This is a genomic window from Streptomyces cirratus (assembly GCF_014650775.1).
GTDB lineage: Bacteria > Actinomycetota > Actinomycetes > Streptomycetales > Streptomycetaceae > Streptomyces > Streptomyces cirratus.
In genome coordinates this window covers 60,860-82,589 of record NZ_BMVP01000009.1, presented here as the reverse complement: position 1 = coordinate 82,589, position 21,730 = coordinate 60,860, and the positions used below count along the sequence as shown (strand labels likewise).

General features: G+C 71.5%; 17 protein-coding genes. 14 read left to right on the top strand and 3 right to left on the bottom strand.

What is annotated here, in order from left to right:
- Positions 1-309 precede the first annotated feature (309 nt).
- The 3 genes from IE207_RS21945 to IE207_RS21935 all read left to right on the top strand — a co-directional run bounded on the left by IE207_RS21945 (position 310) and on the right by IE207_RS21935 (position 4,086).
- Positions 310-1,476, top strand: coding sequence for a DUF2786 domain-containing protein (locus IE207_RS21945; protein ID WP_229873885.1), 1,167 nt, complete (start codon positions 310-312; stop codon positions 1,474-1,476).
- A 172-nt stretch (positions 1,477-1,648) separates the two neighbouring features.
- Complete coding sequence (locus IE207_RS21940; protein ID WP_190185983.1) at positions 1,649-3,700, top strand: FUSC family protein; 2,052 nt, start codon at positions 1,649-1,651, stop codon at positions 3,698-3,700.
- A 140-nt stretch (positions 3,701-3,840) separates the two neighbouring features.
- Positions 3,841-4,086 (top strand): DUF397 domain-containing protein, encoded by a 246-nt coding sequence (locus IE207_RS21935; protein WP_190185982.1) that lies wholly within the window; start codon positions 3,841-3,843, stop codon positions 4,084-4,086.
- Between the two features lie 153 nt (positions 4,087-4,239).
- Here the strand turns inward: IE207_RS21935 and IE207_RS21930 are convergent, their stop codons facing one another.
- Positions 4,240-4,728, bottom strand: a complete 489-nt coding sequence (locus IE207_RS21930; protein WP_229873884.1) for an ATP-binding protein — start codon at positions 4,726-4,728, stop codon at positions 4,240-4,242.
- A gap of 375 nt (positions 4,729-5,103) precedes the next feature.
- On the opposite strand from IE207_RS21930, the gene IE207_RS21925 reads away from it, so the two are divergent.
- The 6 genes from IE207_RS21925 (at position 5,104) to IE207_RS21900 (ending at position 12,183) form a co-directional block, all read left to right on the top strand.
- Entirely contained in the window at positions 5,104-5,982 is an 879-nt protein-coding gene (locus IE207_RS21925; protein ID WP_190185980.1) for a Sco1979 family transcriptional regulator, read from the top strand.
- 92 nt (positions 5,983-6,074) lie between these two features.
- Positions 6,075-7,532 (top strand): aldehyde dehydrogenase family protein, encoded by a 1,458-nt coding sequence (locus IE207_RS21920; protein WP_190185979.1) that lies wholly within the window; start codon positions 6,075-6,077, stop codon positions 7,530-7,532.
- Positions 7,533-7,758: 226 nt separating this feature from the next.
- Complete coding sequence (gene mrdA / locus IE207_RS21915) at positions 7,759-9,834, top strand: penicillin-binding protein 2 (protein ID WP_190185978.1); 2,076 nt, start codon at positions 7,759-7,761, stop codon at positions 9,832-9,834.
- A 106-nt stretch (positions 9,835-9,940) separates the two neighbouring features.
- A complete protein-coding gene (locus IE207_RS21910) occupies positions 9,941-10,483 on the top strand; it encodes a DinB family protein (protein WP_190185977.1) in 543 nt (180 codons plus the stop codon).
- Between the two features lie 82 nt (positions 10,484-10,565).
- On the top strand, positions 10,566-11,324 hold the full coding sequence (locus tag IE207_RS21905) for a MerR family transcriptional regulator (RefSeq protein ID WP_190185976.1): 759 nt from the start codon (positions 10,566-10,568) through the stop codon (positions 11,322-11,324).
- 154 nt (positions 11,325-11,478) lie between these two features.
- Entirely contained in the window at positions 11,479-12,183 is a 705-nt protein-coding gene (locus IE207_RS21900; protein ID WP_190185975.1) for a DedA family protein, read from the top strand.
- A 68-nt stretch (positions 12,184-12,251) separates the two neighbouring features.
- On the opposite strand, the gene IE207_RS21895 is transcribed toward IE207_RS21900, so the two are convergent.
- Both IE207_RS21895 and IE207_RS21890 read right to left on the bottom strand, forming a co-directional pair.
- Positions 12,252-13,892, bottom strand: a complete 1,641-nt coding sequence (locus IE207_RS21895) for a threonine/serine exporter family protein (RefSeq protein WP_190185974.1) — start codon at positions 13,890-13,892, stop codon at positions 12,252-12,254.
- A gap of 208 nt (positions 13,893-14,100) precedes the next feature.
- On the bottom strand, positions 14,101-14,595 hold the full coding sequence (locus IE207_RS21890; RefSeq protein ID WP_030031597.1) for an inorganic diphosphatase: 495 nt from the start codon (positions 14,593-14,595) through the stop codon (positions 14,101-14,103).
- A gap of 160 nt (positions 14,596-14,755) precedes the next feature.
- Between IE207_RS21890 and dacB the strand changes: the two genes are divergently transcribed.
- The 5 genes from dacB (at position 14,756) to ftsH (ending at position 21,669) form a co-directional block, all read left to right on the top strand.
- Positions 14,756-16,210, top strand: a complete 1,455-nt coding sequence (gene dacB / locus IE207_RS21885) for a D-alanyl-D-alanine carboxypeptidase/D-alanyl-D-alanine endopeptidase (protein WP_190185973.1) — start codon at positions 14,756-14,758, stop codon at positions 16,208-16,210.
- Positions 16,211-16,292: 82 nt separating this feature from the next.
- Positions 16,293-17,456, top strand: a complete 1,164-nt coding sequence (locus tag IE207_RS21880; protein ID WP_190185972.1) for an Rv3626c family coenzyme F420 biosynthesis-associated protein — start codon at positions 16,293-16,295, stop codon at positions 17,454-17,456.
- 293 nt (positions 17,457-17,749) lie between these two features.
- Positions 17,750-18,772, top strand: a complete 1,023-nt coding sequence (gene tilS / locus IE207_RS21875) for a tRNA lysidine(34) synthetase TilS (RefSeq protein WP_190185971.1) — start codon at positions 17,750-17,752, stop codon at positions 18,770-18,772.
- A 69-nt stretch (positions 18,773-18,841) separates the two neighbouring features.
- The gene (gene hpt / locus IE207_RS21870) at positions 18,842-19,402 is read left to right on the top strand and encodes a hypoxanthine phosphoribosyltransferase (protein WP_136216392.1); all 561 of its coding nucleotides are present in this window, start codon (positions 18,842-18,844) and stop codon (positions 19,400-19,402) included.
- Positions 19,403-19,641: 239 nt separating this feature from the next.
- Complete coding sequence (ftsH, locus tag IE207_RS21865; protein ID WP_190185970.1) at positions 19,642-21,669, top strand: ATP-dependent zinc metalloprotease FtsH; 2,028 nt, start codon at positions 19,642-19,644, stop codon at positions 21,667-21,669.
- Positions 21,670-21,730 lie beyond the last annotated feature (61 nt).

The following is a 21,730-nucleotide window of genomic DNA, read 5'->3' as shown; positions in this document are numbered from 1 at the left end:
CCCGGTGATGTGGGGTTGTCGGGTGCGGCGCCGTTGCGCGGGGCGGCCCCGGCTGCGCCGGGCTTCCTGGGGCTCCGCCCCAGACCCCGCGCCTCAAACGCCGGCGGGGCTGGAAGGTGCGCCGGCGGGGTTGGGAGGTGTGCCGGCGGGGCTGGAAGGTGCGCCGGTGGGGTTGGGAGGTGTGCCGGCGGGGCTGGAAGGTGCGCCGGTGGGGTTGGGAGGTGCGCCGGTGGGGGTGGAATGGGGCCGGGTGGGCTCGGGGTGGAGGGCTGGGGAGGGGGGCGCTGGGGGACATGCCACGCTGAGGGGGTGAAAGACATCGTCGACCGTGCCTGCGAAGCCGCTCTCTACGCCCAGGACGACGCCGCGCTGGACACCGGCGCCTCGTTGCTCGCCGCCGATCCCGCCCGGTGGAGCGGGGCCGCGGCGGAGCTGGTGGCGCGCGGGGAGACGTACGTGCGGCAGGCCTGGGAGCGCGGCTGGCGGCCGGCCGACGTGCTGCGGCTGGTCCGCCGGGACCTGGACGAGCGGCACGCGCGGATCACCGCCGACCTCATCGCGGCCGAGGCGCGGGGCTACGCACGGCTGCCGGAGCGGTGGACGGACGCCGAGGTGTGGTGGAAGCAGGACGGCCGTTACGGGGACCAGCTGGCACAGCGCGAGAAGGCGGACCGGTTCACGCTGGCGACGGCGGTACTGGAGGTGTTCCGGCTGCTGATCCGGCTGCCGTCGATCGAACCGGTCGGGCCGCTCCCGGGCGACCCGGCCGATCTCGGCGAACACGCCCACATCGAGCCGCGGATGCTCGGGCGGATCCGCGCGCTGCTCGCCAAGGCCGAGGCGACCACGTACCCGGAGGAGGCGGAGGCGCTGAGCGCGAAGGCGCAGGAGCTGATGGCCCGGCACACCGTGGACGAGGCCCTGCTCACGGCCGGGGGCGGGGGACCGGCCCGGACGCCCGGCGCCTGCCGGATCGGCGTCGAGCCGCCGTACGAGGAGGCGAAGGCGGTGCTGCTCGACGCGGTGGCCACCGCCAACCGGTGCCGGGCGGTGTGGAACAGCGGCTTCTTCTTCTCGACGGTGGTCGGCTTCGAGAGCGACCTGGAGGCGGTGGAGCTGCTGTACACCTCGCTGCTCGTGCAGGGCACGGCGGCGATGACCCGCGCGGAGGCGGCGCAGCGCTCGGGCGGGCGCAAGCGTACGAAGACCTTCCGGCAGTCGTTCCTGCTCGCCTACGCCAGCCGGCTCGGGCACCGCCTGGCCGAGACCGCGGAGCACGCGGCGTCCGAGACCCCGGCGCATCTGCCCGCGCTGGTGGCCCGGGACGTCGCCGTCACCTCCCGGGCGGAGGAGATGTTCCCCCGCACGACGACCACCCGCCTGCGCGGCGCCACCGACCACGCGGGCTGGGAGGACGGAACGGCCGCCGCCGACCGCGCTCACATGGCCGGCCGCCGTCACCCCCTGCCCGGCTGACGCTCCGGCCGCGCCGGTCGCGACGTGCGCCGGTGTCAGTGGCGCGTGCCCGTCCCCCGATGCGGGCCGGCGTTCGTGGCGCGTGCCGTGCAACGCAGGCCGACGCTCCCGGCGCGCGGCGTCGAACGCGGGCTCCGCAACGGGCTGCGCCCGTCCCGTTACGCTCGCTCCCATGAGTTGGCTGCGGGCGTTGAAGGACAGTGCCCGCGGCGGGATGAAGGTGGAGCGGGCGCGGTTGGAGCCGCTCATCGCCTTGCGGGCCGCCCTTGGGCTGGCGATCGTCATCGGCTTCGGGCTGGCCCTCCTCGGGCCGGGGGCCGCCGCCAGTTCCGCGTTCGGGGCCTTCACCGCCGCCACCGCCAGCTTCCAGCGGAGCTGGCGCCCCCGTCCCGCGCTGGCCCTCGTCTCCGGGCTGACACTGGCCGTGTCCACCTTCGTCGGCTACCTGGTCGGCTCCCGCGACACCCTGGCCTTCCTGGCCCTGCTCGCCGCCTGGACCTTCCTCGCGGGCCTGCTCTGGGCGGCCGGCCCCACCGCCGGGATCATCGCCTCCGGCAACGTCGCGATCATGCTGGTGACCGTCACCCTGCCGACCTCCGTCGCACAGGCCGCCGGGCACGCCGCGGTGATCGCCGCCGGCGGGATGGTGCAGGCGCTGCTCATCGTCCTGTTCCCGGTCCGCCGCTGGGGCGCCCAGCGAGACGCCCTGGCCGACGCGCTCGCCGCCGAGGCCGACTACGCCCGCCGGCTGCGCCACGACCCCCTGGCCCCCTTCGACCCGCAGCCCCTGATGAAGGCACGGGACGCCGCCGCGGTCACCGCCCGCCAGGCCCGGCGGCGCCCCGCCGAGCTGCACGGTGCGCGCGGGCTCGCGGAGCGGATCCGCCCGGTGCTCGCCTCGCTGGCCGACCCGGCGGTCGGGGCCCCCGCCGGCGGCCCGGGGCGGGACCGGGTCCGCGAGCTGCTCGCCGCCGCCGCGGAGGTCCTGGACGCCGCCGCGCGGGCCATCCGCCGCGGGGAACCGGTCCGGATCCCGGCGCCGTCCCTCGCGGTGCTGAAAGCCCCCGACCAGGGCGACCTCCTCCAGGGCGCCCCGCTGCGGGCCGCGCGCCGGCTGGCGGCGCTGCTGGACGAGGTACTGGAGACCGCCGAGCCGGGCTCCGGGCGGACCGCGGATCCCGGCTCCGCGATGCTGCGGCCCACGCTGCCCGCCCTGGTGCCGCTGGTGGTGAAGGCCGTACGGGCCGAGCTGCGGCCCGGGTCACCGGTGCTGCGGCACGCCCTGCGGGTCACTGCCGTCGCCTGCGCGGGGTACGTCGTCGGCCGGGCGCTGCCGTTCGGGCACGGCTACTGGGCGCCGATGGCCTCCGTCATGGTGATGCGGCCCGACTTCACCCAGACCTGGTCCCGGGCGGTGGCCCGCTTCGGCGGAACCCTCGTCGGGGTGTCCGTGGCCACCGCCGTAGTGCAGCTCGCCCATCCCGGGATGTACCTCTCGGGGCTCCTGGCCGTCCTCAGCGCGGGCGTGATGTACACGCTGATGCACACCGGTTACGCCGTCGGGCAGGCCTGTCTCTCCGCCTACGTGGTGTTCCTGCTCGGCATGGGCGGCCTGCGCTGGGACCAGACCGTGCCCGACCGGGTCTCCCTCACCCTGGTCGGGGGTCTCCTGGCGATGGCGGGGTACGCCCTCTACCCGGCCTGGGAGACGCCGCGGCTGCGTGGCCGTCTCGCCGACTGGCTGGCGGCCGCCGGGCGGTACGCGCATGCCGTGCTCACCCGGTACGCCGATCCGGCCGGCGCCCGCCCCGACGACGTCAGGCAGGCGCTGCTGGCCACCCGGGACGCCCGGATCGCCTGGCAGGAGGCGCTCGACCGGGCCGAGGGGGAACCGGTGCGCCACCGCGGCCTGTCCCGGGCGGCGGCCGACGGCGCGGCCGGCGCCCTGGCCGCCCTGGGCCGGGCCGTCATGCTGCTGGAGGCGCACATCCCGGACCGCGCCCACGCCCCGGTCCCGGGCGCGGCGGCGCTGGCGGCGGCGGTGCGGGCGGACACGGAGGCCGGTGCGAAGGCGGTGCGGGAGCGCCGTGTCCCGCAGTGGCGGGAGGTGCCGGCGGTTCTGGCAGATCCGGGCTGGGAAGCCGAGGAGTCCGGGGTGCTGCGGGCGGCGGCCCAGCAGGTGCTGGAGGCGCTGGAGGAGCTCTCCGAGGCGCTGCGTGCCTGATCAGCAGCGGTGTGAGGGACATGTGCGGCGTTCCAGTGATCACTACGGCACCCTCCGTGCACGTGCATCTGCCCATGCAGCTGGCCGTGAACAGAGCTATGATCCGGTGCAGTTGACATCTGCACTATCGGGGGCTTCCTGTGGACCACGCGTACAACGGGATGGCAGCTGCAGAACTCACTTCCTTGTTTGGGCTGACCTGGCAGAAGAGCAGACACAGCAATTCGCAAGGTTCCTGTGTCGAGTTCGCCAAACTGCCGGGCGGCGACGTCGCGATGCGCAACTCGCGCTTCCCGGACGGCCCGGCGCTCATCTACACGCCGGCCGAGATAGTGGCGCTGCTGCTGGGCGTCAAGGACGGAGAGTTCGATCACCTGGTCATCTGAACCGTTGATCGGCCTGACGCAAGGCGCAGCACTACATCCAGCCATGCACGTGCACCGGCCGGGATCGATCGGATAGATCGATCCCGGCCGGTGCACGTGGTTTCGGCCTTCGCCATGCAGGTGATGGCGGCCTGAGCCGCCCGCGCCGCCCGCTCAGTCGTGCAGCAGGAACAGCGCCCAGACGACCTTGCCGGTCAGCCGTCCCGCGAGCGGGTGCCAGCCCCAGCTGTCGCTGTACGAGTCCACGAGGAACAGTCCGCGCCCCGACTCCAGGTCGCAGTTCTCGTCGGTCCGCTCCGGTGAGAACTCTCCGCCCGGCCGGTCCTCGCTGGGGTCGCGCACCGCGCACACCAGCCGGGTGCTCCACCGCATCAGGTGCAGCCGTACCGGGGCGTCCGGATCCGGGGCGATCCCGCGCGCGTCATCGGGCAGGGCATGGCGCAGCGCGTTGGTGACGAGTTCCGAGACGACCAGGGACACGTCGTCGAAGCGCTGGTCGAGGCCCCACTGGGACAGCGTCGAGCGGGTGAACGAGCGCGCTCCGCGCACCGCTTCGAAGCGGGCGGGCAAGGCGCAGGAAGCGGACCCCGAGACAGCCGTGGGGTCGACCGGGGGCAGCCCCTGCCGTAACGGCTCGAGCATGGTCGATCCATTCGTCCCCATGCGAGGCACTCCCGGGATTCGCGGACGGAGCGGCGTCTCCGGCCAGAAAGAACTGCGGGGTGGGTCCGGCGCCGGCGCGAAGAGCACGCAGGTGCGCGGGGACCATCGTTCCGAATGCCGAAGCCGGATGCAAGGGCAGATGCACGTGCACGCGCCGGACCTGTCCCGTCCCGTGATGGTTCTTGCTCATTTCTTCCTACGCATACTTACGGACTTCTTTTCCGGGGCGCGGGATTCCGTTACAGAACGAGTACGGACAGGTGCGTTTTGGTGGCAGACTGCGGCCCCTGGGGTTCGGGGGCCCCAGCGACGCAGCACGCAGACGACAGCGCTGACCACGCGCACACCATTGCGATGGGGAGGGCAGGACTAGTGACCGCAGAAGCCAGCGGTTCCGTGGTGCGCCGCATCCTCCTGGGCTCACAGCTCAGGCGACTCCGAGAATCCCGCGGCATCACCCGTGAGGCGGCCGGCTACTCGATCCGCGCATCCGAATCGAAGATCAGCCGCTTGGAGTTGGGAAGGGTGAGCTTCAAGGCCCGGGACGTCGAAGACCTCCTGACGCTCTACGGAGTCACGGACGGCGCGGAGCGCGAGTCCCTCCTGGGACTGGTCCGCGAGGCCAACGCGGCGGGCTGGTGGCACAGTTACGGCGACGTGCTGCCCGGGTGGTTCCAGACGTACATCGGCCTCGAAGGCGCCGCCTCCCTCATCCGCATCTACGAGGTCCAGTTCGTCCACGGACTGCTACAGACGGAGGCCTACGCCCAGGCCGTCGTCAAGCGCGGCATGCCGGGCGCCTCCGCGGCCGAGATCGACCGCCGCGTCGCGCTGCGCCTGGAGCGCCAGAAGGTCCTCGTCTCCGAGAGCGCCCCGGTCTTCCACGCCGTCCTCGACGAAGCCGCGCTGCGCCGTCCCTACGGCGACCGCGACGTGATGCGCGGCCAGCTGGAGCACCTCATCGAGGTCTCCCAGCGCCCCAACGTCCAGCTCCAGGTGATGCCCTTCTCCTTCGGCGGCCACGCGGGCGAGAGCGGCGCGTTCACGCTGCTGCGCTTTCCGGAGTCCGACCTCCAGGACATCGTCTATCTGGAACAGCTCACCAGCGCCCTCTACCTGGACAAAGACGAAGAAGTGGCGCAGTACGCACGGGCGATGGAGCGGCTCCAGGCGGACTGCCCCGATCCCGACAGGACCCGCGATCTCCTGCGCGGACTCCTCCAACTGTCTTGATTCGCACGTACTATGACGTCTGATCAGTGCATGACGACGACCGATCGGTCTCCGGTGCAGCGCACGGGTGCGCGCTCGCAGTAAGGGATGGCATGTCCATATTCGACGACCTGGCCCACCAGTACATCGATGGCGAATGGCTGCCCGGCGCCGGTTCGTGGGACATCATCGACGTCAACCCCTACAACGGTGAGAAGCTCGCCGCGATCACCGCCGCCACGGTCGAGCAGGTCGACCAGGCCTACCGCGCCGCCGAACGCGCGCAGCGGGAGTGGGCCGCCACCAGCCCCTACGCGAGACGCGCCGTCCTGGAGCGGGCCCTCCGGATCACCGAGGACCGCCAGAAGGAGATCGTCGAGGCGATGATCGACGAGCTCGGCGGGACCCGTCCCAAGGCCGAGTACGAGGTCCACCTCGCGATGGAGTTCATCCGCGAGGCGATCCAGCTGGCGATCCGCCCCGAAGGACGGATCCTGCCCTCGCCGGTCGAAGGCAAGGAGAACCGCGTCCAGCGTCTCCCGGTCGGGGTCATCGCCGTCATCAGCCCCTTCAACTTCCCGTTCCTGGTGACCATGAAGTCGGTCGCCCCGGCGCTCGCGCTCGGCAACGCCGTCGTGATCAAGCCGAACCAGAACGCCCCCGTGGTGGGCGGCGGGGTCATCGCCAAGGTCTTCGAGGACGCCGGCCTCCCGGCCGGGCTGCTGAACGTCCTGGTCACCGACATCGCCGAGATAGGCGACGCGATCCTCACCCACCCCGTCCCCAAGGTCATCTCCTTCGCCGGTTCCGACCGCGTCGGCCGGCACGTCGGCGCCGTCGCAGCCCGCCACTTCAAGCGGACCGTCCTGGAACTCAGCGGCAACAGCGCCCTTGTCGTCCTCGACGACGCCGACCTCGACTACGCCGTGGACGCGGCCGTGTTCAGCCGCTTCGTGTACCAGGGCCAGGTCTGCATGGCCGCCAACCGGATCCTCGTGGACGCCTCCGTGGCCGAGGAGTTCACGGAGAAGTTCACGGCGCGGGTGCGGAGCCTCAAGACCGGCGACCCGCACGAGGCCGACACCCACATCGGCCCCCTCATCAACTCCTTCCAGGCCGACGCCCTGACCGCCCTCGTGGACCGGGCCGTCGAGGAGGGCGCGCAGGCACTCGTGCGCGGTTCTACGCGCGGCAACCTCGTGGAACCGACGGTGCTGGCCGGGCTCCCCGAGGACTCCCCGCTGCTGGGCCAGGAGATATTCGGCCCGGTGGCGCTGCTGGTGGTGTTCGACGGCGAGGACGAGGCCGTCCGGCTCACGAACGCCACCCCGTACGGGCTCAGCGGCGCGGTGCACACGCGGGACGTGGAGCGCGGGGTGCGGTTCGCCCAGCGGATCGAGACCGGGATGATCCACGTCAACGACTCCACCATCGGCGACGAGCCCCTGGCGGCCTTCGGCGGCGAGAAGGCCTCGGGGCTGGGCCGGCTGAACGGCGAGGCGACGGTGGAGGCCTTCACCACCCAGAAGTGGATCTCGGTCCAGCACGGCCGGACCAGCTTCCCCTTCTGACAGCCGCACCCCGCCCACGGGGCGCCTGCATCCGGCCGGGGCGGCGCCTGCACCCGGCCCGCGCGTCGGTCGCACCCCGCCCGCGCGGCGCCTGCATCCGGCCCGGGCGGCGGCCGCACCCCGCCCGCGCCCCGCCCGGTGGCCGGTCCGCGCGCGGTCCGTTCCGCTTCCCGTTCTACACTCGGCCGGGCAAGCGTCAGGCGGGAACGTCCGGGGGAGAGCCGAGTTGAGCAACATACCGGAGACCGGGCGGACCCCCCGGGTCCAGAACCGACTGGTGATCATCCAGGTGGTGGTCTTCTCGCTGCTGCTCACCCTCGGCGGCCGTCTCTGGTACCTCCAGATACGCAACGGCCAGGAGTACACGGACGAGGCGAAGAACAACAACACCCAGCAGGTGGTCCAGCCCGCCGTGCGCGGCTCCATCCTCGACGACCGCGGAGTTCCGCTGGCCGACAACGAGACCCGCATGGTGGTCTCCGCGAGCCGCACCGACCTGTCGAAGATGAAGGACCGCGGCAAGGGCGTCCTGACCCGCCTCGCGGGCGTCCTCGGCCTCCCGCCCGAGGACGTGGTCAACAGCGTCCGGCTCTGCGACGCCAAGACCCCCAAGCCCTGCTGGAACGGATCGCCGTACCAGCCGATCCCCGTCACCGACGAGGCGACCACCGACCAGGTCCTGGAGATACGCGAGCACGCGGAGCAGTTCCCCGGCATCACCGCCGAGCCCACCGCCCAGCGCCGCTACGCCGCCCCCGACCAGGCCAACACCTCCCAGGTGCTCGGCTACCTCTCGCCGGTCACCGACGAGGAGATCAAGAAGGCCAAGAACACCGACTCCCCCTACCTGCGCTCCGACCAGGTCGGCCGCTCCGGCCTGGAGCGCACGTACGACAAGGAGCTGCGCGGCAAGGCCGGCATCACCCGCTACGAGGTGGACAACCTCGGCCGGGTCATCGGCGAGGGCGTGAGCGTGAAGCCGCAGCCCGGGGCGAACATCGTCACCTCGATCGACGCGCGCGTGCAGGCGGTCGCCGAGCGCGAGCTGAACAACGCCATGGTCGAGGCCCGCAAGACGTACGACAAGAACACCCACCGCAACTACGAGGCCGACTCCGGCGCCGTCGTGGTCATGGAGGCCAAGACCGGCCGGATCGTCGCGATGGCCTCCAACCCGACCTACGACCCCAACGCCTGGGTCGGCGGCATCTCGGCCAAGGACTACAAGGCCCTCACCGACAAGGACTCCAACTACCCGCTGCTGAACCGGGCGATCCAGGGCCAGGCCGCACCCGGCTCGATCTTCAAGGTGGTCTCCTCGACGGCCGCGGTGAACGCCGGGTACCCCTTCAACGGCCGCTACGGCTGCCCCAGCTCGTACCGGGTCGGGAACCAGACCTTCACCAACTTCGAGTCGCAGGGCTACGGCGACATCACCATCGGCAAGGCCCTGGAAGTGTCCTGCGACACCGTCTACTACGGCATCGCGGACCAGGAGTGGAAGAACGACGGCGGCATCAAGCCGAAGAAGGACCCGGCCGACTGGTTCTTCAAGACGGCCCACGAGTTCGGCCTGGGCAAGCCCACCGGCATCGACCTGCCGAACGAGGTCCCGGGCCGGGTCCCCGACCGGCAGTGGAAGAAGGACTTCTTCGAGGCGAACAAGGCCGCCTGGTGCCGCGACGGCAAGAAGGACGGCAGTTTCGCGGAGAAGATCGCCTACGAGAACTGCCGCCAGGGCAACCAGCTCCGCGAGGGCGACGCGATCAACTACTCCATCGGCCAGGGCGACACCCTCGTCACGCCGGTGCAGATGGCCTCCGTCTACGCGGCCATCGCCAACGGCGGCATGCTCCACCAGCCCAGCATCGGCAAAGCGGTCGTCAGCGCCGACGGGTCCTCGGTCAAGGAGATCGCGCCGAAGGAGCAGGGCCGGCTGCCGATGGACGCCGAGACCCGCGACGACATCGACGGGGCCCTCGCCTCCGTCGTCACGAACGGCAGCGCCGCCTGGCGCTTCGGCGGCTGGCCGCAGAAGCAGATCCCGATGCACGCCAAGACCGGCACCGCCGAGGTCCAGGGCAAGCAGACCACCTCGTGGTTCGCCTCGTACACCGCGGACTATTCGATCGTGATGACGATCTCGCAGGGCGGCACCGGCTCCGGCGCCTCGGGGCCGGCCGTCCGCAACATCTACGAGGCCATGTACGGGCTCGACGACGCGGGCAAGCAGGACCTCTCCAAGGCGCTCCTCCCGCAGCCCCGCACCGCCCTCCCGGTGATCCGCCCGGACGCGCCGTGACCGGCGCGCGGCGACGACGCGATTGAGGACCGGACCTGACCGCAAGCCTGCGTAGCGTGGTTCTCGTCAGCAAGAGAGCACCAGCAACACGAGGCGGTCGGTCAGCATGGTCACTCACGTTCCCGCGGAAGCCCACGGCGACGAGCGCGGCGCGCTCCTGTCCTTCGTGGAGGCCCAGCGCGGCGGCATCCGCCGTGCGGTGCTCGGCCTCAGTGAGGAGCAGGCGGCGAGCCGCCCGAGCGCGAGCGAGCTGTCCCTGTCGGGGCTGCTCAAGCACTGCGCGGAGTGTGAGCTCAACTGGCTGCGGATGGCGCAGCAGCAGCCGAACGAGCGGCAGCGCACCGAGGAGACCTGGGGTGACTCCTTCCGGCTCGTCGGCGAGGAGACGGTCGGGGAGGTGCTCGCCTTCTGGGACGACGTGGCGGCGCAGACGGCCGCGTTCGTCGCGGGCCTGGACAGCCTGAACGAGACGTTCCCGCTGCCCGACGCGCCCTGGTTCCCGAAGGACGGCAAGGTGTCGATGCGCTGGCTGCTGCTGCACCTGATCGAGGAGTTCGCCCGGCACGCCGGTCACGCCGACATCGTGCGCGAGTCCCTGGACGGCAAGACGGCCTTCGAGCTGGTGGCGCTGGCATCCAGGCCCGAGTAGCGGTCCGCCCGGGCGGGACTTGCACCTCACGCCGCGTGAGGGCCCACAGTGAAGGGCGTACCCAACCAGAGGAGCGGAAGCAATGGGCTACTCCGTGGGCCAGGTCGCCGGTTTCGCCGGGGTGACGGTGCGCACGCTGCACCACTACGACGAGATCGGCCTGCTCAGCCCGAGCGGGCGCAGCCGGGCGGGACACCGGCGGTACGACGACGCCGACCTCGACCGGCTGCAGCGGATCCTGTTCTACCGGGAGCTCGGCTTCCCGCTCGAAGAGGTCGCGGTCCTGCTGGACGACCCGGAATCGGACCCGAGGGAGCACCTGCGCCGGCAGCACGCCCTCCTGTCCGACCGGATCGACCGGCTCCAGCGGATGGCCAAGGCCGTTGAGCACGCCATGGAGGCGCACCAAATGGGAATCAACCTCACGCCCGAGGAGAGGTTCGAGGTCTTCGGGGACAAGGACCCGGAGCAGTACGCGCAGGAGGCCGAGCAGCGCTGGGGCGCCACCGAGACCTACCGGGAGTCACAGCGCCGGGCGGCCTCGTACACGAAGGACGACTGGAAGCGGATGCAGGCCGAGGCCGCCGACTGGGGTGCCCGCTACGCGGCCCTGATGGAAGCCGCAGAGGCACCCGACGGCGAACGGGCCATGGCCATGGCCGAGGAGCACCGGCAGCACATCTCGACGTGGTTCTACGACTGCGCGTACGAGATGCACACCTGCCTGGGCGAGATGTACGTCACGGACGAGCGTTTCAAGGCGTTCTACGACTCCATGAGGCCCGGGCTCGCGGAGCACCTGCGGGACGCGATCCTGGCCAACGCGGTCCGCGCCGTGTGACGCGAACCGCGCGCTGTCTCCCGTACCGCCCCTCCCGGTCCCTGGAACCCGGTGGGGGCGGTGTGCGTTCATAATTGAAACCACCCGTGGTGGAAACCACCCGTGCCGCGCGCCGCGCAGCGGACGTCCCCCGATCCAGGAGAGCCCGGAACTCGTGTACACGCTTGCGCTCGGCCCTGAGTGGCTGTCCCCGGAGTACCTGATCGGGCAGTTCGGCCTGATCGGCACCCTGGCCATCGTCTTCGCGGAATCGGGTCTCTTCGCGTTCCTGCCCGGCGACTCCCTGCTGTTCACGGCGGGCCTGTTCACCGCGAGCGGTGACATCGACAAGCCGTTGTGGCTGGTCTGCACGTTGATCGTGGCGGCCGCGGTCCTCGGTGACCAGGTGGGTTACCTGATCGGCAAGTTCTTCGGCCCCAAGCTGTTCAGCCGGCCCGACTCCAGGCTGTTCAAGCAGGAGAACCTCGACTCGGCGCACGAGTTCATGGACAAGCACGGCCCCAAGGCCATCGTGCTCGCCCGTTTCGTGCCGATCATCCGTACGTTCGCCCCGATGGTCGCGGGCGCGGGCGCGATGAAGTACCGCACCTTCCTGGTGTTCAACGTCATCGGCGGTATCGGCTGGGGCGCGGGCGTGACCGTGCTCGGTTACAACCTGGGCCAGTTCGAGATCATCAAGAACAACATCGAGACGATCTTCATCGGCATCGTCCTCATCTCGGTGATCCCGGTGGTCTTCGAGGTGCTCAAGGCGCGCAAGCAGCGCAAGGCCGCCCCCGCCGAGGCCCCCGCCGCGGTGGGCCGCCAGCGCACGGCCGAGCCCCAGGCCTCCGGCCGCGGCCGCCACGCCAAGCGCTGACACCGCGCACGCGCGACGGCGCCCCGGAGGGTACGGCCTCCGGGGCGCCGTCGCGTGCGGCGGGGGCGTCAGAAGCCGCGGGTGCGCTTCGCCGCCCTGCGGGTGGCCGCGCTCGCGGCTCCCGGGATGCGCATGAACAGCCGCGAGGTCTCGGACCCCAGGTTCACGCCGATCGCGATGGCCAGGGCGATGGCGGCGGCGTTCACGAGCGAGGCGAGGCCTTCGCTCAGCCGGTTCTCGGCGATCAGCAGCAGCCCGTAGTACGTCGCCGAGCCCGGCAGCAGCGGGCCGATCGCCGCCGTCGTGTAGGGCAGTGCGGAGGCGAAGCGGTAGCGGGAGAAGAGCTGTCCGAAGAGGCCGACCAGTCCGGCCGCGATGGCCGTCGACGGCACCGGGGGGATGCCGCCCGCGTAGTGCAGGGCGCCGAACGTCACCCAGGCGACTCCGCCGTTCAAGGTCACGATCCCCACGGTGGAACGTTCCTGCTGGAGCAGGATCGCGAAGGTGAACACCAGCACCATCGAAGCCGCGATCTGGATCAGCGGCCGCTCCGTGATCAGCAGCACCTCGTCCGGATTGGGCTTCGCGTGCAGCTGGAGCCCGACGTACAGCACCACCAGCACGCCCATGATGATGCCGATGAAGAGGTACATGACCTCCAGCAGCCGGGCGGAGGCGGTGATGTAGAAGCCGGTCAGGCCGTCCTGCACGGCCGCGACCAGGGCCCGCCCGGGCAGCAGCGCGAACAGCCCACCGGTGATCACCGCGGAGGCGCGCACGTCTATGTCGGCCAGCTTGAGCGCCACGCCGATCGCGGCGGGAGGCATCGCGGCCACCACGAACTGGTAGAACTCCGGCAGCCCGCGCCCGGCGCAGAGCCAGGCCAGCCGGTCGCCGAGGACCGCGCCGATGGCGGCGGCGAGGAAGACGAACGCCCCACCGCCGACCAGGGTGGAGGCGGCCCCGGCGAGCAGCCCGGCGGCGGCCGTGAGCACCCAGCCGGGGTACGGGTGCCGGTTGCGCCGGATCTCCGCGAGGCGCCGGTAGGCCTCCTCCAACGAGACGTCGATCTCGTGGGCGCTGATGTCGTCCACCAGCCGGTAGACGGCCGCGAGCCGGGTGTAGTCGGTGCCCCGGCGGCGTACGGTCCGGCTCGCCGAGACCGGGTCGTCCACCAGGGAGGGCTGGTGGGTGATCGACAGCAGGGTGAAGGTGACCGTGGGCTCGCAGCGGTCCAGCCCGTAGCTGCGGGCCACGGCGAACATGGCGGCCTCGACGTCCTCGGCCCCCTCGCCGCCCGCGAGGAGCAGCTCGCCGATGCGTAGCGTGAGGTCGAGTACGCGACCCACGGCGGGCCCGGCCTCGCTCTGCTTCTGCACCTGCTCGGGGACGGGCCGGACGTCGACCGGCATGCGCAGCATGGTGCGCATGCGGTCCTGCCACGGGGACTGCGTCATGCCCGCCACGGGGAAGCCCTGGCCGGGGGTGTACGCGGGCGGGGAGTGCTGGGCGCTGTAGGTGGCCGGGGGCGCGAAAGCGGAACCCTCGGGCTCGGCGGACTGTGCGGCCATGCCGTCGGGGACGGCGAACTCCGAGGTCGGCTGGTCCTCCTCCGGCGCGTCGGGGGCCGTCCCGGCCGGCCGGGCGAAGGCGCTGTGCGCCTCGTCGGACGTGGGCTTCTTGTCCTCTGCCCCGTCGGCCTCCGCCACGCGTCCTCCAGTCAACGATCACCAGCGGTACCAGTATGCGGAATCGTTGCCTCCCCGGCGAAAGCGGAACCCCCGGGGGGCCGGCTGGGGGCCGGACCGGCCCCGAACGTGGAAACGACAACGGGCGGCACCCCCCTTGAAGGGGGTACCGCCCTCGGTGTCACAGGGGCGGCGGGACGTCCCGCTCACCCACGTCCGAGCACGAGGCTCAGTGGTGGCCGCCCTGGGCCTCGAGGCGCTTGTACGAGGCCTCGATCTCGGCCTCGGCCTCGGCGCGGCCCACCCAGTTGGCGCCCTCGACCGACTTGCCCGGCTCCAGGTCCTTGTAGACCTCGAAGAAGTGCTGGATCTCCAGGCGGTCGAACTCGGAGACGTGGTGGATGTCGCGCAGGTGCTCCACGCGCGGGTCGGAGGCCGGCACGCACAGCAGCTTGTCGTCGCCGCCCGCCTCGTCCGTCATGCGGAACATGCCGATCGCGCGGCACTTGATCAGGCAGCCCGGGAAGGTCGGCTCGTCCAGGATGACCAGGGCGTCCAGCGGGTCGCCGTCCTCACCCAGGGTGTTCTCGACGAAGCCGTAGTCGGCCGGGTAGCTGGTGGAGGTGAACAGGCGACGGTCCAGACGGATCCGGCCGGTCTCGTGGTCCACCTCGTACTTGTTCCGCGAACCCTTGGGGATCTCGATGGTGACGTCGAACTCCACGTCCTGCTCCTCCATGATCAGCTTCATGCTTCGAGACTGCATTTATTCAACTGCGCGCCCGTTCGGCTCAGCCTCCCCCAGCTACCGCTGGGAGGTGCCCCCAACCGGGTGGGGTGCCATGCTCGCGGCAAGACGCAATGGTTAAGTGTCCCTCACGCATATGTGTGATCGCGAAAGGGGCTGGTCCGAGGTGCCTCCGGTCAAGACGTGGCAGCTCATCGCGGGGTCGGCCGTCGCCGGCCTTGCCCTGTCGGCCGTGACGGTTACCGCCGCGGGTCCGTGGGACTCCGGCCAGCGTAAGGCCGAGCGGGACACAGCCGCCTCCTGGAGCCCCACGGGTGGCGCAGATCACGCGGCGGGGTCGCTTCCGCAGGCCGCGCCGAGCGCGCCCGGGGTGCTCACCGCGATCGGCCCCGGCGCCCTCCGCAAGGCCGCGGCGCCCGATTCCGCCGCCTTGGCGGCCGCGCTGGAGCCCCTGCTGGCCGATCCCGCCCTGGGCAGCGCCCGTAGCGCCTCCGTCGTGGACGCGGCGACCGGCGAGGTGCTGTACGAGTCCGGGTCGCGCGAAGCCATGACGCCCGCCTCCACCGTCAAGATCGCCACCGCTTCGGCCGCCCTGGCCGCCCTGGGGCCCGAGTACCGGATCCGCACCACGGTGGTCCCCGGGGCGGAGCCCGGACAGGTCGTCCTGGTCGGCGGCGGTGACCCCTCGCTCACCGCGATGAAGAAGGCCCCCGCGGGGTCCGGCGGCAGCCTCGTCGCGCTCGCCGCGGACACCGCCCAGGCGCTCAAGGCCGCCGGCACCGACTCCGTGACCCTGGGCTACGACGACTCCCTCTACAGCGGCCCGGTGCGCCACCCGATCGGCGAGAACGACAACCTCGCCCCCGTCACCGCCCTCATGGCCGACGAGGGCAGGCCCGGCGAGACGCCCTCGGGCGCCGTGGAGCGCAGCAGGCAGCCCGCCGAGGACGCCGCACGCGCCTTCGCCGCCCTGCTGAAGGAACGCGGCATCAAGGTCACCGCCGACCCCGCGAGAGCCAAGGCGCCCGCGGGCGCCCAGCCGCTGGCCACCACCTTGTCCACCCCGCTCGGCGGCCTCGTCGAGCGGATGCTGACCAACAGCGACAACGACATCGCCGAGGCCCTGGCCCGCCAGACGGCCATCGCCTCCGGCCAGCCCGCGAGCTTCGAGGGCGCCGAGAAGGCGGTGACCGCGAGGCTCGCCTCCCTCGGCGTCGACACCGCCGGCGCGCGCTTCGCCGACGGCAGCGGCCTCAACCGTGCCGACAGGGTCAGCAGCGGCCTGCTCACCGGCCTCCTCGTCCGGGCCGGCGACCCCAAGCGGCCCGAGCTGCGACCGGTCCTGACCGGCCTCCCGGTCGCCGGGTTCACCGGCACCCTGCGCACCCGCAACTCCGGCGGCTCCCCGGCCGCCGGACTGGTCAGGGCCAAGACGGGCACCCTGTACGGCGTGAACGCCCTGGCCGGGACCGTCGTGGCCCCCTCGGGGCGGCTGGTGGCCTTCGCGTTCCTGAGCGCGAACGGCCCCGACGGCCCGACCGCGGAGCGCGGCCTGGACAGGCTGGCGGCCGCGGTGGCGGCCACCTCCTAGCCTGAGCCGGCCACCTCCCGTGCCCGGGCCGGCCGGGGCCGGGGGGATCCCGCGGACGGCCTGGTCCACGTACGGTTGACGCATGACGAGCATCGGTGGTGCGGAGATGGTCGACTGGAACCTCGCGGTGGCGACCGCGACGCGGCTGGTCCGGCCCGGCCCGGAGGTCAGCAGGGACGAGGCCCGGGCCGTGGTGGCGGAGCTGCGCGGGCACGCCAGGACGTCGGAACGGCACGTGCGCGACTTCACCGGGATGATGGGCGCGCTGCCCGAGGGGACCACCGTCCACGACACCCCCGTCCTGGTCGTCGACCGGGCCGGCTGGGTCAGGGCCAACGTGGCCGGCTTCCGTGAGCTGCTGGCCCCGCTGCTCGGCAAGATGCGCGAGCGCCGCGGCAACTCCCCCGGCGGCACCGTCTTCGGCGCGGTCGGCGGCAAGGTCACGGGCGTCGAGCTGGGCATGCTGCTGAGCTTCCTGGCCTCCCGGGTGCTCGGCCAGTACGAGACCTTCGCGCCCGCGACGCTCGACCTGCCCGGCTCGGCCCGGGGCGGCGGTCGGCTGCTGCTCGTCGCCCCGAACATCGTGCACGTCGAGCGGGAGCTGGCGGTCGACCCGCACGACTTCCGGCTGTGGGTCTGCCTGCACGAGGAGACGCACCGTACGCAGTTCACGGCCGTCCCGTGGCTGCGCGCCCACCTGGAGGGCGAAATCCAGACGTTCCTCGGAGCCACCGAGATGGACCCGATGACCGTGCTGGAACGCCTGCGCGAGGCCGCCCAGTCCTTCGCCGGGGCGCGGCCCGACTCCGAGCAGGGCGACGAGGGCCGGTCGCTGGTCGACCTGGTGCAGACCCCCGAGCAGCGGGAGGTGCTGGCCCGGCTCACCGCCGTGATGTCGCTGCTGGAGGGCCACGCCGACTTCGTGATGGACGGCGTGGGCCCGGAGGTGGTGCCCTCGGTGGCCGAGATCCGGGAGAAGTTCCAGCAGCGCCGGGCCAGCGGCGCGGGCCGCCTCGACGCCGCGCTGCGCAAGGTGCTGGGCCTCGACGCGAAAATGCGCCAGTACCGGGACGGCGAGCGGTTCGTCCGCGCCGTCGTCGGCCAGGTCGGGATGGAGGGCTTCAACCGCGTCTGGACCTCCCCGAACACCCTGCCCACCAAGGCGGAGATCGCCAAGCCCGCGGACTGGGTGGCCCGCGTCCACCGCAAGGGGAGCGAGGGGCGCGACGGGAGCGCAGGGGCGTGAACGCGCGCGCGGCGCGGGGCGCGTTCCCCCGTCGGACAGGTGTGAAGTTGTCTCGTTGGGGGAAGCAGCATCACCCTTCCGAGGGACCGTAAGCCGTGGAAGGGCGTGCGATGCTCAGGGAACGGCTCGGTTCTGTCACCATCGACGCACTCTGAGTGACAACCGGAGTGATCGGCCGGCATGACGGGCGGTTCCCCGCGGGGAGCTGCCACCGATACCGGGCGGACCGAGGACATCCCTGCGCACCACCTCCACGCCTCCGAGGCATCAGAACTCCACGAAGGGCACCGGACATGGGTCCCCATCCTGCGGTCGCGGCGATACGCCTGGCGGTCCGCCGCGTACTCCACGACATCCTGACCGACCTGAACGACCCGACCGACCGGGACGGCGCAGCGCCGCTCGTCCTCGTCGCCTGCTCGGGCGGCGCCGACTCGATGGCGCTCGCCTCCGCCCTCTCCTTCGAGGCCCCCAAGCTCGGTGTACGGGCCGGCGGGGTCACCGTCGACCACGGCCTCCAGGTCGGCTCCGACCTGCGCGCCGCCGAGGTCGTCTCCCGCATGACCGCGCTCCGCCTGGACCCGGTGGAGTCCGTCGCCGTGCGCGTCGGCCGCGACGGCGGGCCCGAGGCCGCCGCCCGTGACGCCCGCTACGCCGCCCTGGACGAGGCCGCGGACCGGCTCGGGGCCGTCGCCGTGCTGCTCGGCCACACGCGTGACGATCAAGCCGAAACCGTCCTGCTGGGCCTCGCCCGCGGCTCCGGCATCCGCTCGCTGTCCGGCATGGCGGAAGTGTCCGGCGGCACCGGCCGCAGCCACCGCTACCGGCGCCCGTTCCTCCACATCGACCGGCAGACCGCCCGCAAGGCCTGCATGGTCCAGTCGCTCCCCGTCTGGGACGACCCGCACAACGCCGACCCCGCCTACACGCGCTCCCGGCTGCGCCACGAGGGACTGCCCGCCCTGGAGAAGGCGCTCGGCAAGGGCGTCGTCGAGGCGCTCGCCCGTACCGCCCAGCTGTCCCGCGACGACGCCGACGCCCTGGACGCCTGGGCCGCCGACGCGGAGACCCGCGTACGCGACGAGGACGGCCGCCTGGAGTGCGCGAAGCTGTACGCCCTGCCCCCGGCCGTCCGCCGCCGGGTCCTGCGCCGGGCCGTGGTCGCCGCCGGGTCTCCCGCCGGTTCGCTCTTCGCCCGTCACATCGAGGAAGTCGACCGACTCATCACCGGATGGCGCGGTCAGGGCGCCATCAACCTGCCCGGCCGGGTCGAGGCCCAGCGGCAGGGTGGCAGACTTGTCATCCGGCAGGGCTGATTGGTGCTGAAACGCGGCTGAGTCCTCCGGGGGCACCCACCTCCGGAGTCCCGGCCGACGACGAAAGTGATGCGGGTGGACGAGAAGGACATGGGCGACGACCTCCAGTCGGTGCTCATCACCAAGGAAGAGATCGACGCGAAGCTGGCCGAGCTGGCCGCGAAGATCGACGCGGAGTACGCGGGCAAGGACCTGCTCATCGTCGGTGTGCTCAAGGGCGCCGTGATGGTGATGGCGGACCTGGCGCGCGCCTTGTCCACCCCCCTCACCATGGACTGGATGGCGGTGTCCTCCTACGGCGCCGGGACCCAGTCTTCCGGCGTCGTGCGGATCCTCAAGGACCTGGACACCGACATCAAGGGCAAGCACGTCCTGATCGTCGAGGACATCATCGACTCCGGCCTGACGCTGTCGTGGCTGCTGTCGAACCTGGGCTCCCGCGAGCCGGCCTCCTTGGAGGTCGTCACGCTGCTGCGCAAGCCCGACGCCGCGAAGGTCGCCATCGACGTCCGCTGGGTCGGCTTCGACATCCCGAACGAGTTCGTGGTCGGCTACGGCCTGGACTACGCGGAGAAGTACCGCAACCTGCCGTTCGTCGGCACGCTCGCCCCGCACGTCTACGGCGGCTGACCGGCCCACGGGCCGTGCGGTGAACCCCGTACCCGCGCCCCCGGGGAACCTCGCGGAAACCTGCGGTCCCCGGGGAACCTCGCGGCGCTTCCCGCCGTTGGACCAGGGGAAGACGGGTCTGTCAGCCGTCCCACGAGGCCGCGGGTGACAATTCAGGGGTACATTCCGAAGAACAGTCTTTACTCACAGCAGCATTTACCTACGGGCAGGAGGGACGGGGCGCCTGGCGTCCCGTATGGATGGACGTGAAGCGATACTTCCGTGGGCCGGTCATGTGGATCGTGCTGGCCGTCCTCGCCGTGGTCGTGTTGATGAACGTCGTCGGCTCCGGCGGCGGCTACAAGTCGGTGGAGACCAGCGAGGTCATCAAGGCGATCAACAGTGGCCAGGTGCAGAGCGCCAAGCTCACCACCGGTGACAGCCAGATGATCAAGATCGAGCTCAAGAAGGACCAGAAGCTCGGCAACAACGACGGCACCAAGTTCCAGGCCAACTACATCGGGGACCAGGGCGTCCAGCTCGCCCAGAACCTCCAGACCAAGTACGAAGCCGGTCAGATCACCGACGGGTACACCGTCTCGCCGGACAAGACCAGCCCGTTCCTGAGCGTGCTGCTCTCGCTGCTCCCGTTCGTCCTCATCGTCGTCGTCTTCCTGTTCCTGATGAATCAGATGCAGGGCGGCGGCTCCCGGGTGATGAACTTCGGGAAGTCCAAGGCGAAGCTCATCACCAAGGACACCCCGAAGACGACGTTCGCCGATGTCGCGGGCTCGGACGAGGCCGTCGAGGAACTCCACGAGATCAAGGAGTTCCTCCAGGAGCCGGCGAAGTTCCAGGCCGTCGGCGCCAAGATCCCCAAGGGTGTGCTGCTCTACGGCCCGCCCGGCACCGGCAAGACCCTGCTCGCGCGTGCCGTCGCGGGCGAGGCCGGTGTTCCCTTCTACTCGATCTCCGGTTCCGACTTCGTCGAGATGTTCGTCGGTGTCGGTGCCTCGCGCGTCCGCGACCTGTTCGAACAGGCCAAGGCCAACGCGCCGGCGATCGTCTTCGTCGACGAGATCGACGCCGTCGGCCGGCACCGCGGTGCGGGTCTCGGCGGCGGCCACGACGAGCGCGAGCAGACCCTCAACCAGCTGCTGGTCGAGATGGACGGCTTCGACGTGAAGGGCGGGGTCATCCTGATCGCCGCCACGAACCGTCCCGACATCCTCGACCCGGCGCTGCTGCGCCCGGGCCGCTTCGACCGGCAGATCGCGGTCGACCGCCCGGACATGCAGGGCCGTCTGGAGATCCTCAAGGTCCACCAGAAGGGCAAGCCGGTCGCGCCGGACGTCGACCTCTCGGCCGTCGCCCGCCGTACCCCCGGCTTCACGGGTGCCGATCTCTCCAACGTTCTGAACGAGGCCGCGCTGCTCACGGCCCGCTCGAACAAGAAGCTGATCGACAACCACATGCTGGACGAGGCGATCGACCGCGTCGTGGCGGGCCCGCAGAAGCGGACCCGGATCATGTCGGACCGGGAAAAGAAGATCACCGCGTACCACGAGGGCGGTCACGCCCTGGTCGCGGCGGCCTCCCCGAACTCCGACCCGGTCCACAAGATCACGATCCTGTCCCGCGGCCGGGCCCTGGGTTACACCATGGTCCTGCCCGACGAGGACAAGTACTCGACCACGCGCAACGAGATGCTCGACCAGCTCGCGTACATGCTCGGCGGGCGCGCGGCCGAGGAACTGGTCTTCCACGACCCGACCACGGGCGCGGCGAACGACATCGAGAAGGCCACCGCCACCGCGCGGGCCATGGTCACCCAGTACGGCATGACCGAGCGTCTGGGCGCGATCAAGTTCGGCGGCGACAACACCGAGCCGTTCCTGGGACGCGAGATGTCGCACCCGCGGGACTACTCGGAAGAGGTCGCGGCGCTGGTCGACGAAGAGGTCAAGAAGCTCATCGAGACCGCGCACAACGAGGCCTGGGAGATCCTGGTCGAGAACCGGGACGTCCTGGACAACCTCGTGCTGGCGCTGCTGGAGAAGGAGACGCTGGGCAAGGAGGAGATCGCGCAGATCTTCTCCACGATCGTGAAGCGCCCGGCCCGTCCGGCGTGGACCGGTTCCGCCCGCCGCACCCCCTCCACCCGTCCGCCGGTGCTCTCTCCCAAGGAGCTCCAGCTGACGAACTCGGCGAACGGTGCCTCGGCGGCGTCGCCCGCGGTGTCGGTGGAGAAGGCCCCCGAGGTCTCTCCGGAGGACCGCGCCGAGTAGTCGGTGCGGCCCGTCGGGCCCCGGAATGCATGCCGCGCCCCCCAGGTTCTAGCCTGGGGGG

Excerpts from the sequence above, each read along its gene's own strand:
- IE207_RS21925 (WP_190185980.1), top strand. The coding sequence starts at position 5,104 with ATGGGGAGGGCAGGACTAGTGACCGCAGAAGCCAGCGGTTCCGTGGTG.
- dacB (WP_190185973.1), top strand. The coding sequence starts at position 14,756 with ATGTGTGATCGCGAAAGGGGCTGGTCCGAGGTGCCTCCGGTCAAGACG.
- IE207_RS21940 (WP_190185983.1), top strand. The coding sequence starts at position 1,649 with ATGAGTTGGCTGCGGGCGTTGAAGGACAGTGCCCGCGGCGGGATGAAG.
- IE207_RS21920 (WP_190185979.1), top strand. The coding sequence starts at position 6,075 with ATGTCCATATTCGACGACCTGGCCCACCAGTACATCGATGGCGAATGG.
- IE207_RS21910 (WP_190185977.1), top strand. The coding sequence starts at position 9,941 with ATGGTCACTCACGTTCCCGCGGAAGCCCACGGCGACGAGCGCGGCGCG.
- ftsH (WP_190185970.1), top strand. The coding sequence starts at position 19,642 with ATGGACGTGAAGCGATACTTCCGTGGGCCGGTCATGTGGATCGTGCTG.
- tilS (WP_190185971.1), top strand. The coding sequence starts at position 17,750 with ATGGGTCCCCATCCTGCGGTCGCGGCGATACGCCTGGCGGTCCGCCGC.
- hpt (WP_136216392.1), top strand. The coding sequence starts at position 18,842 with ATGCGGGTGGACGAGAAGGACATGGGCGACGACCTCCAGTCGGTGCTC.
- IE207_RS21930 (WP_229873884.1), bottom strand. The coding sequence starts at position 4,728 with ATGCTCGAGCCGTTACGGCAGGGGCTGCCCCCGGTCGACCCCACGGCT.
- IE207_RS21880 (WP_190185972.1), top strand. The coding sequence starts at position 16,293 with ATGACGAGCATCGGTGGTGCGGAGATGGTCGACTGGAACCTCGCGGTG.
- IE207_RS21905 (WP_190185976.1), top strand. The coding sequence starts at position 10,566 with ATGGGCTACTCCGTGGGCCAGGTCGCCGGTTTCGCCGGGGTGACGGTG.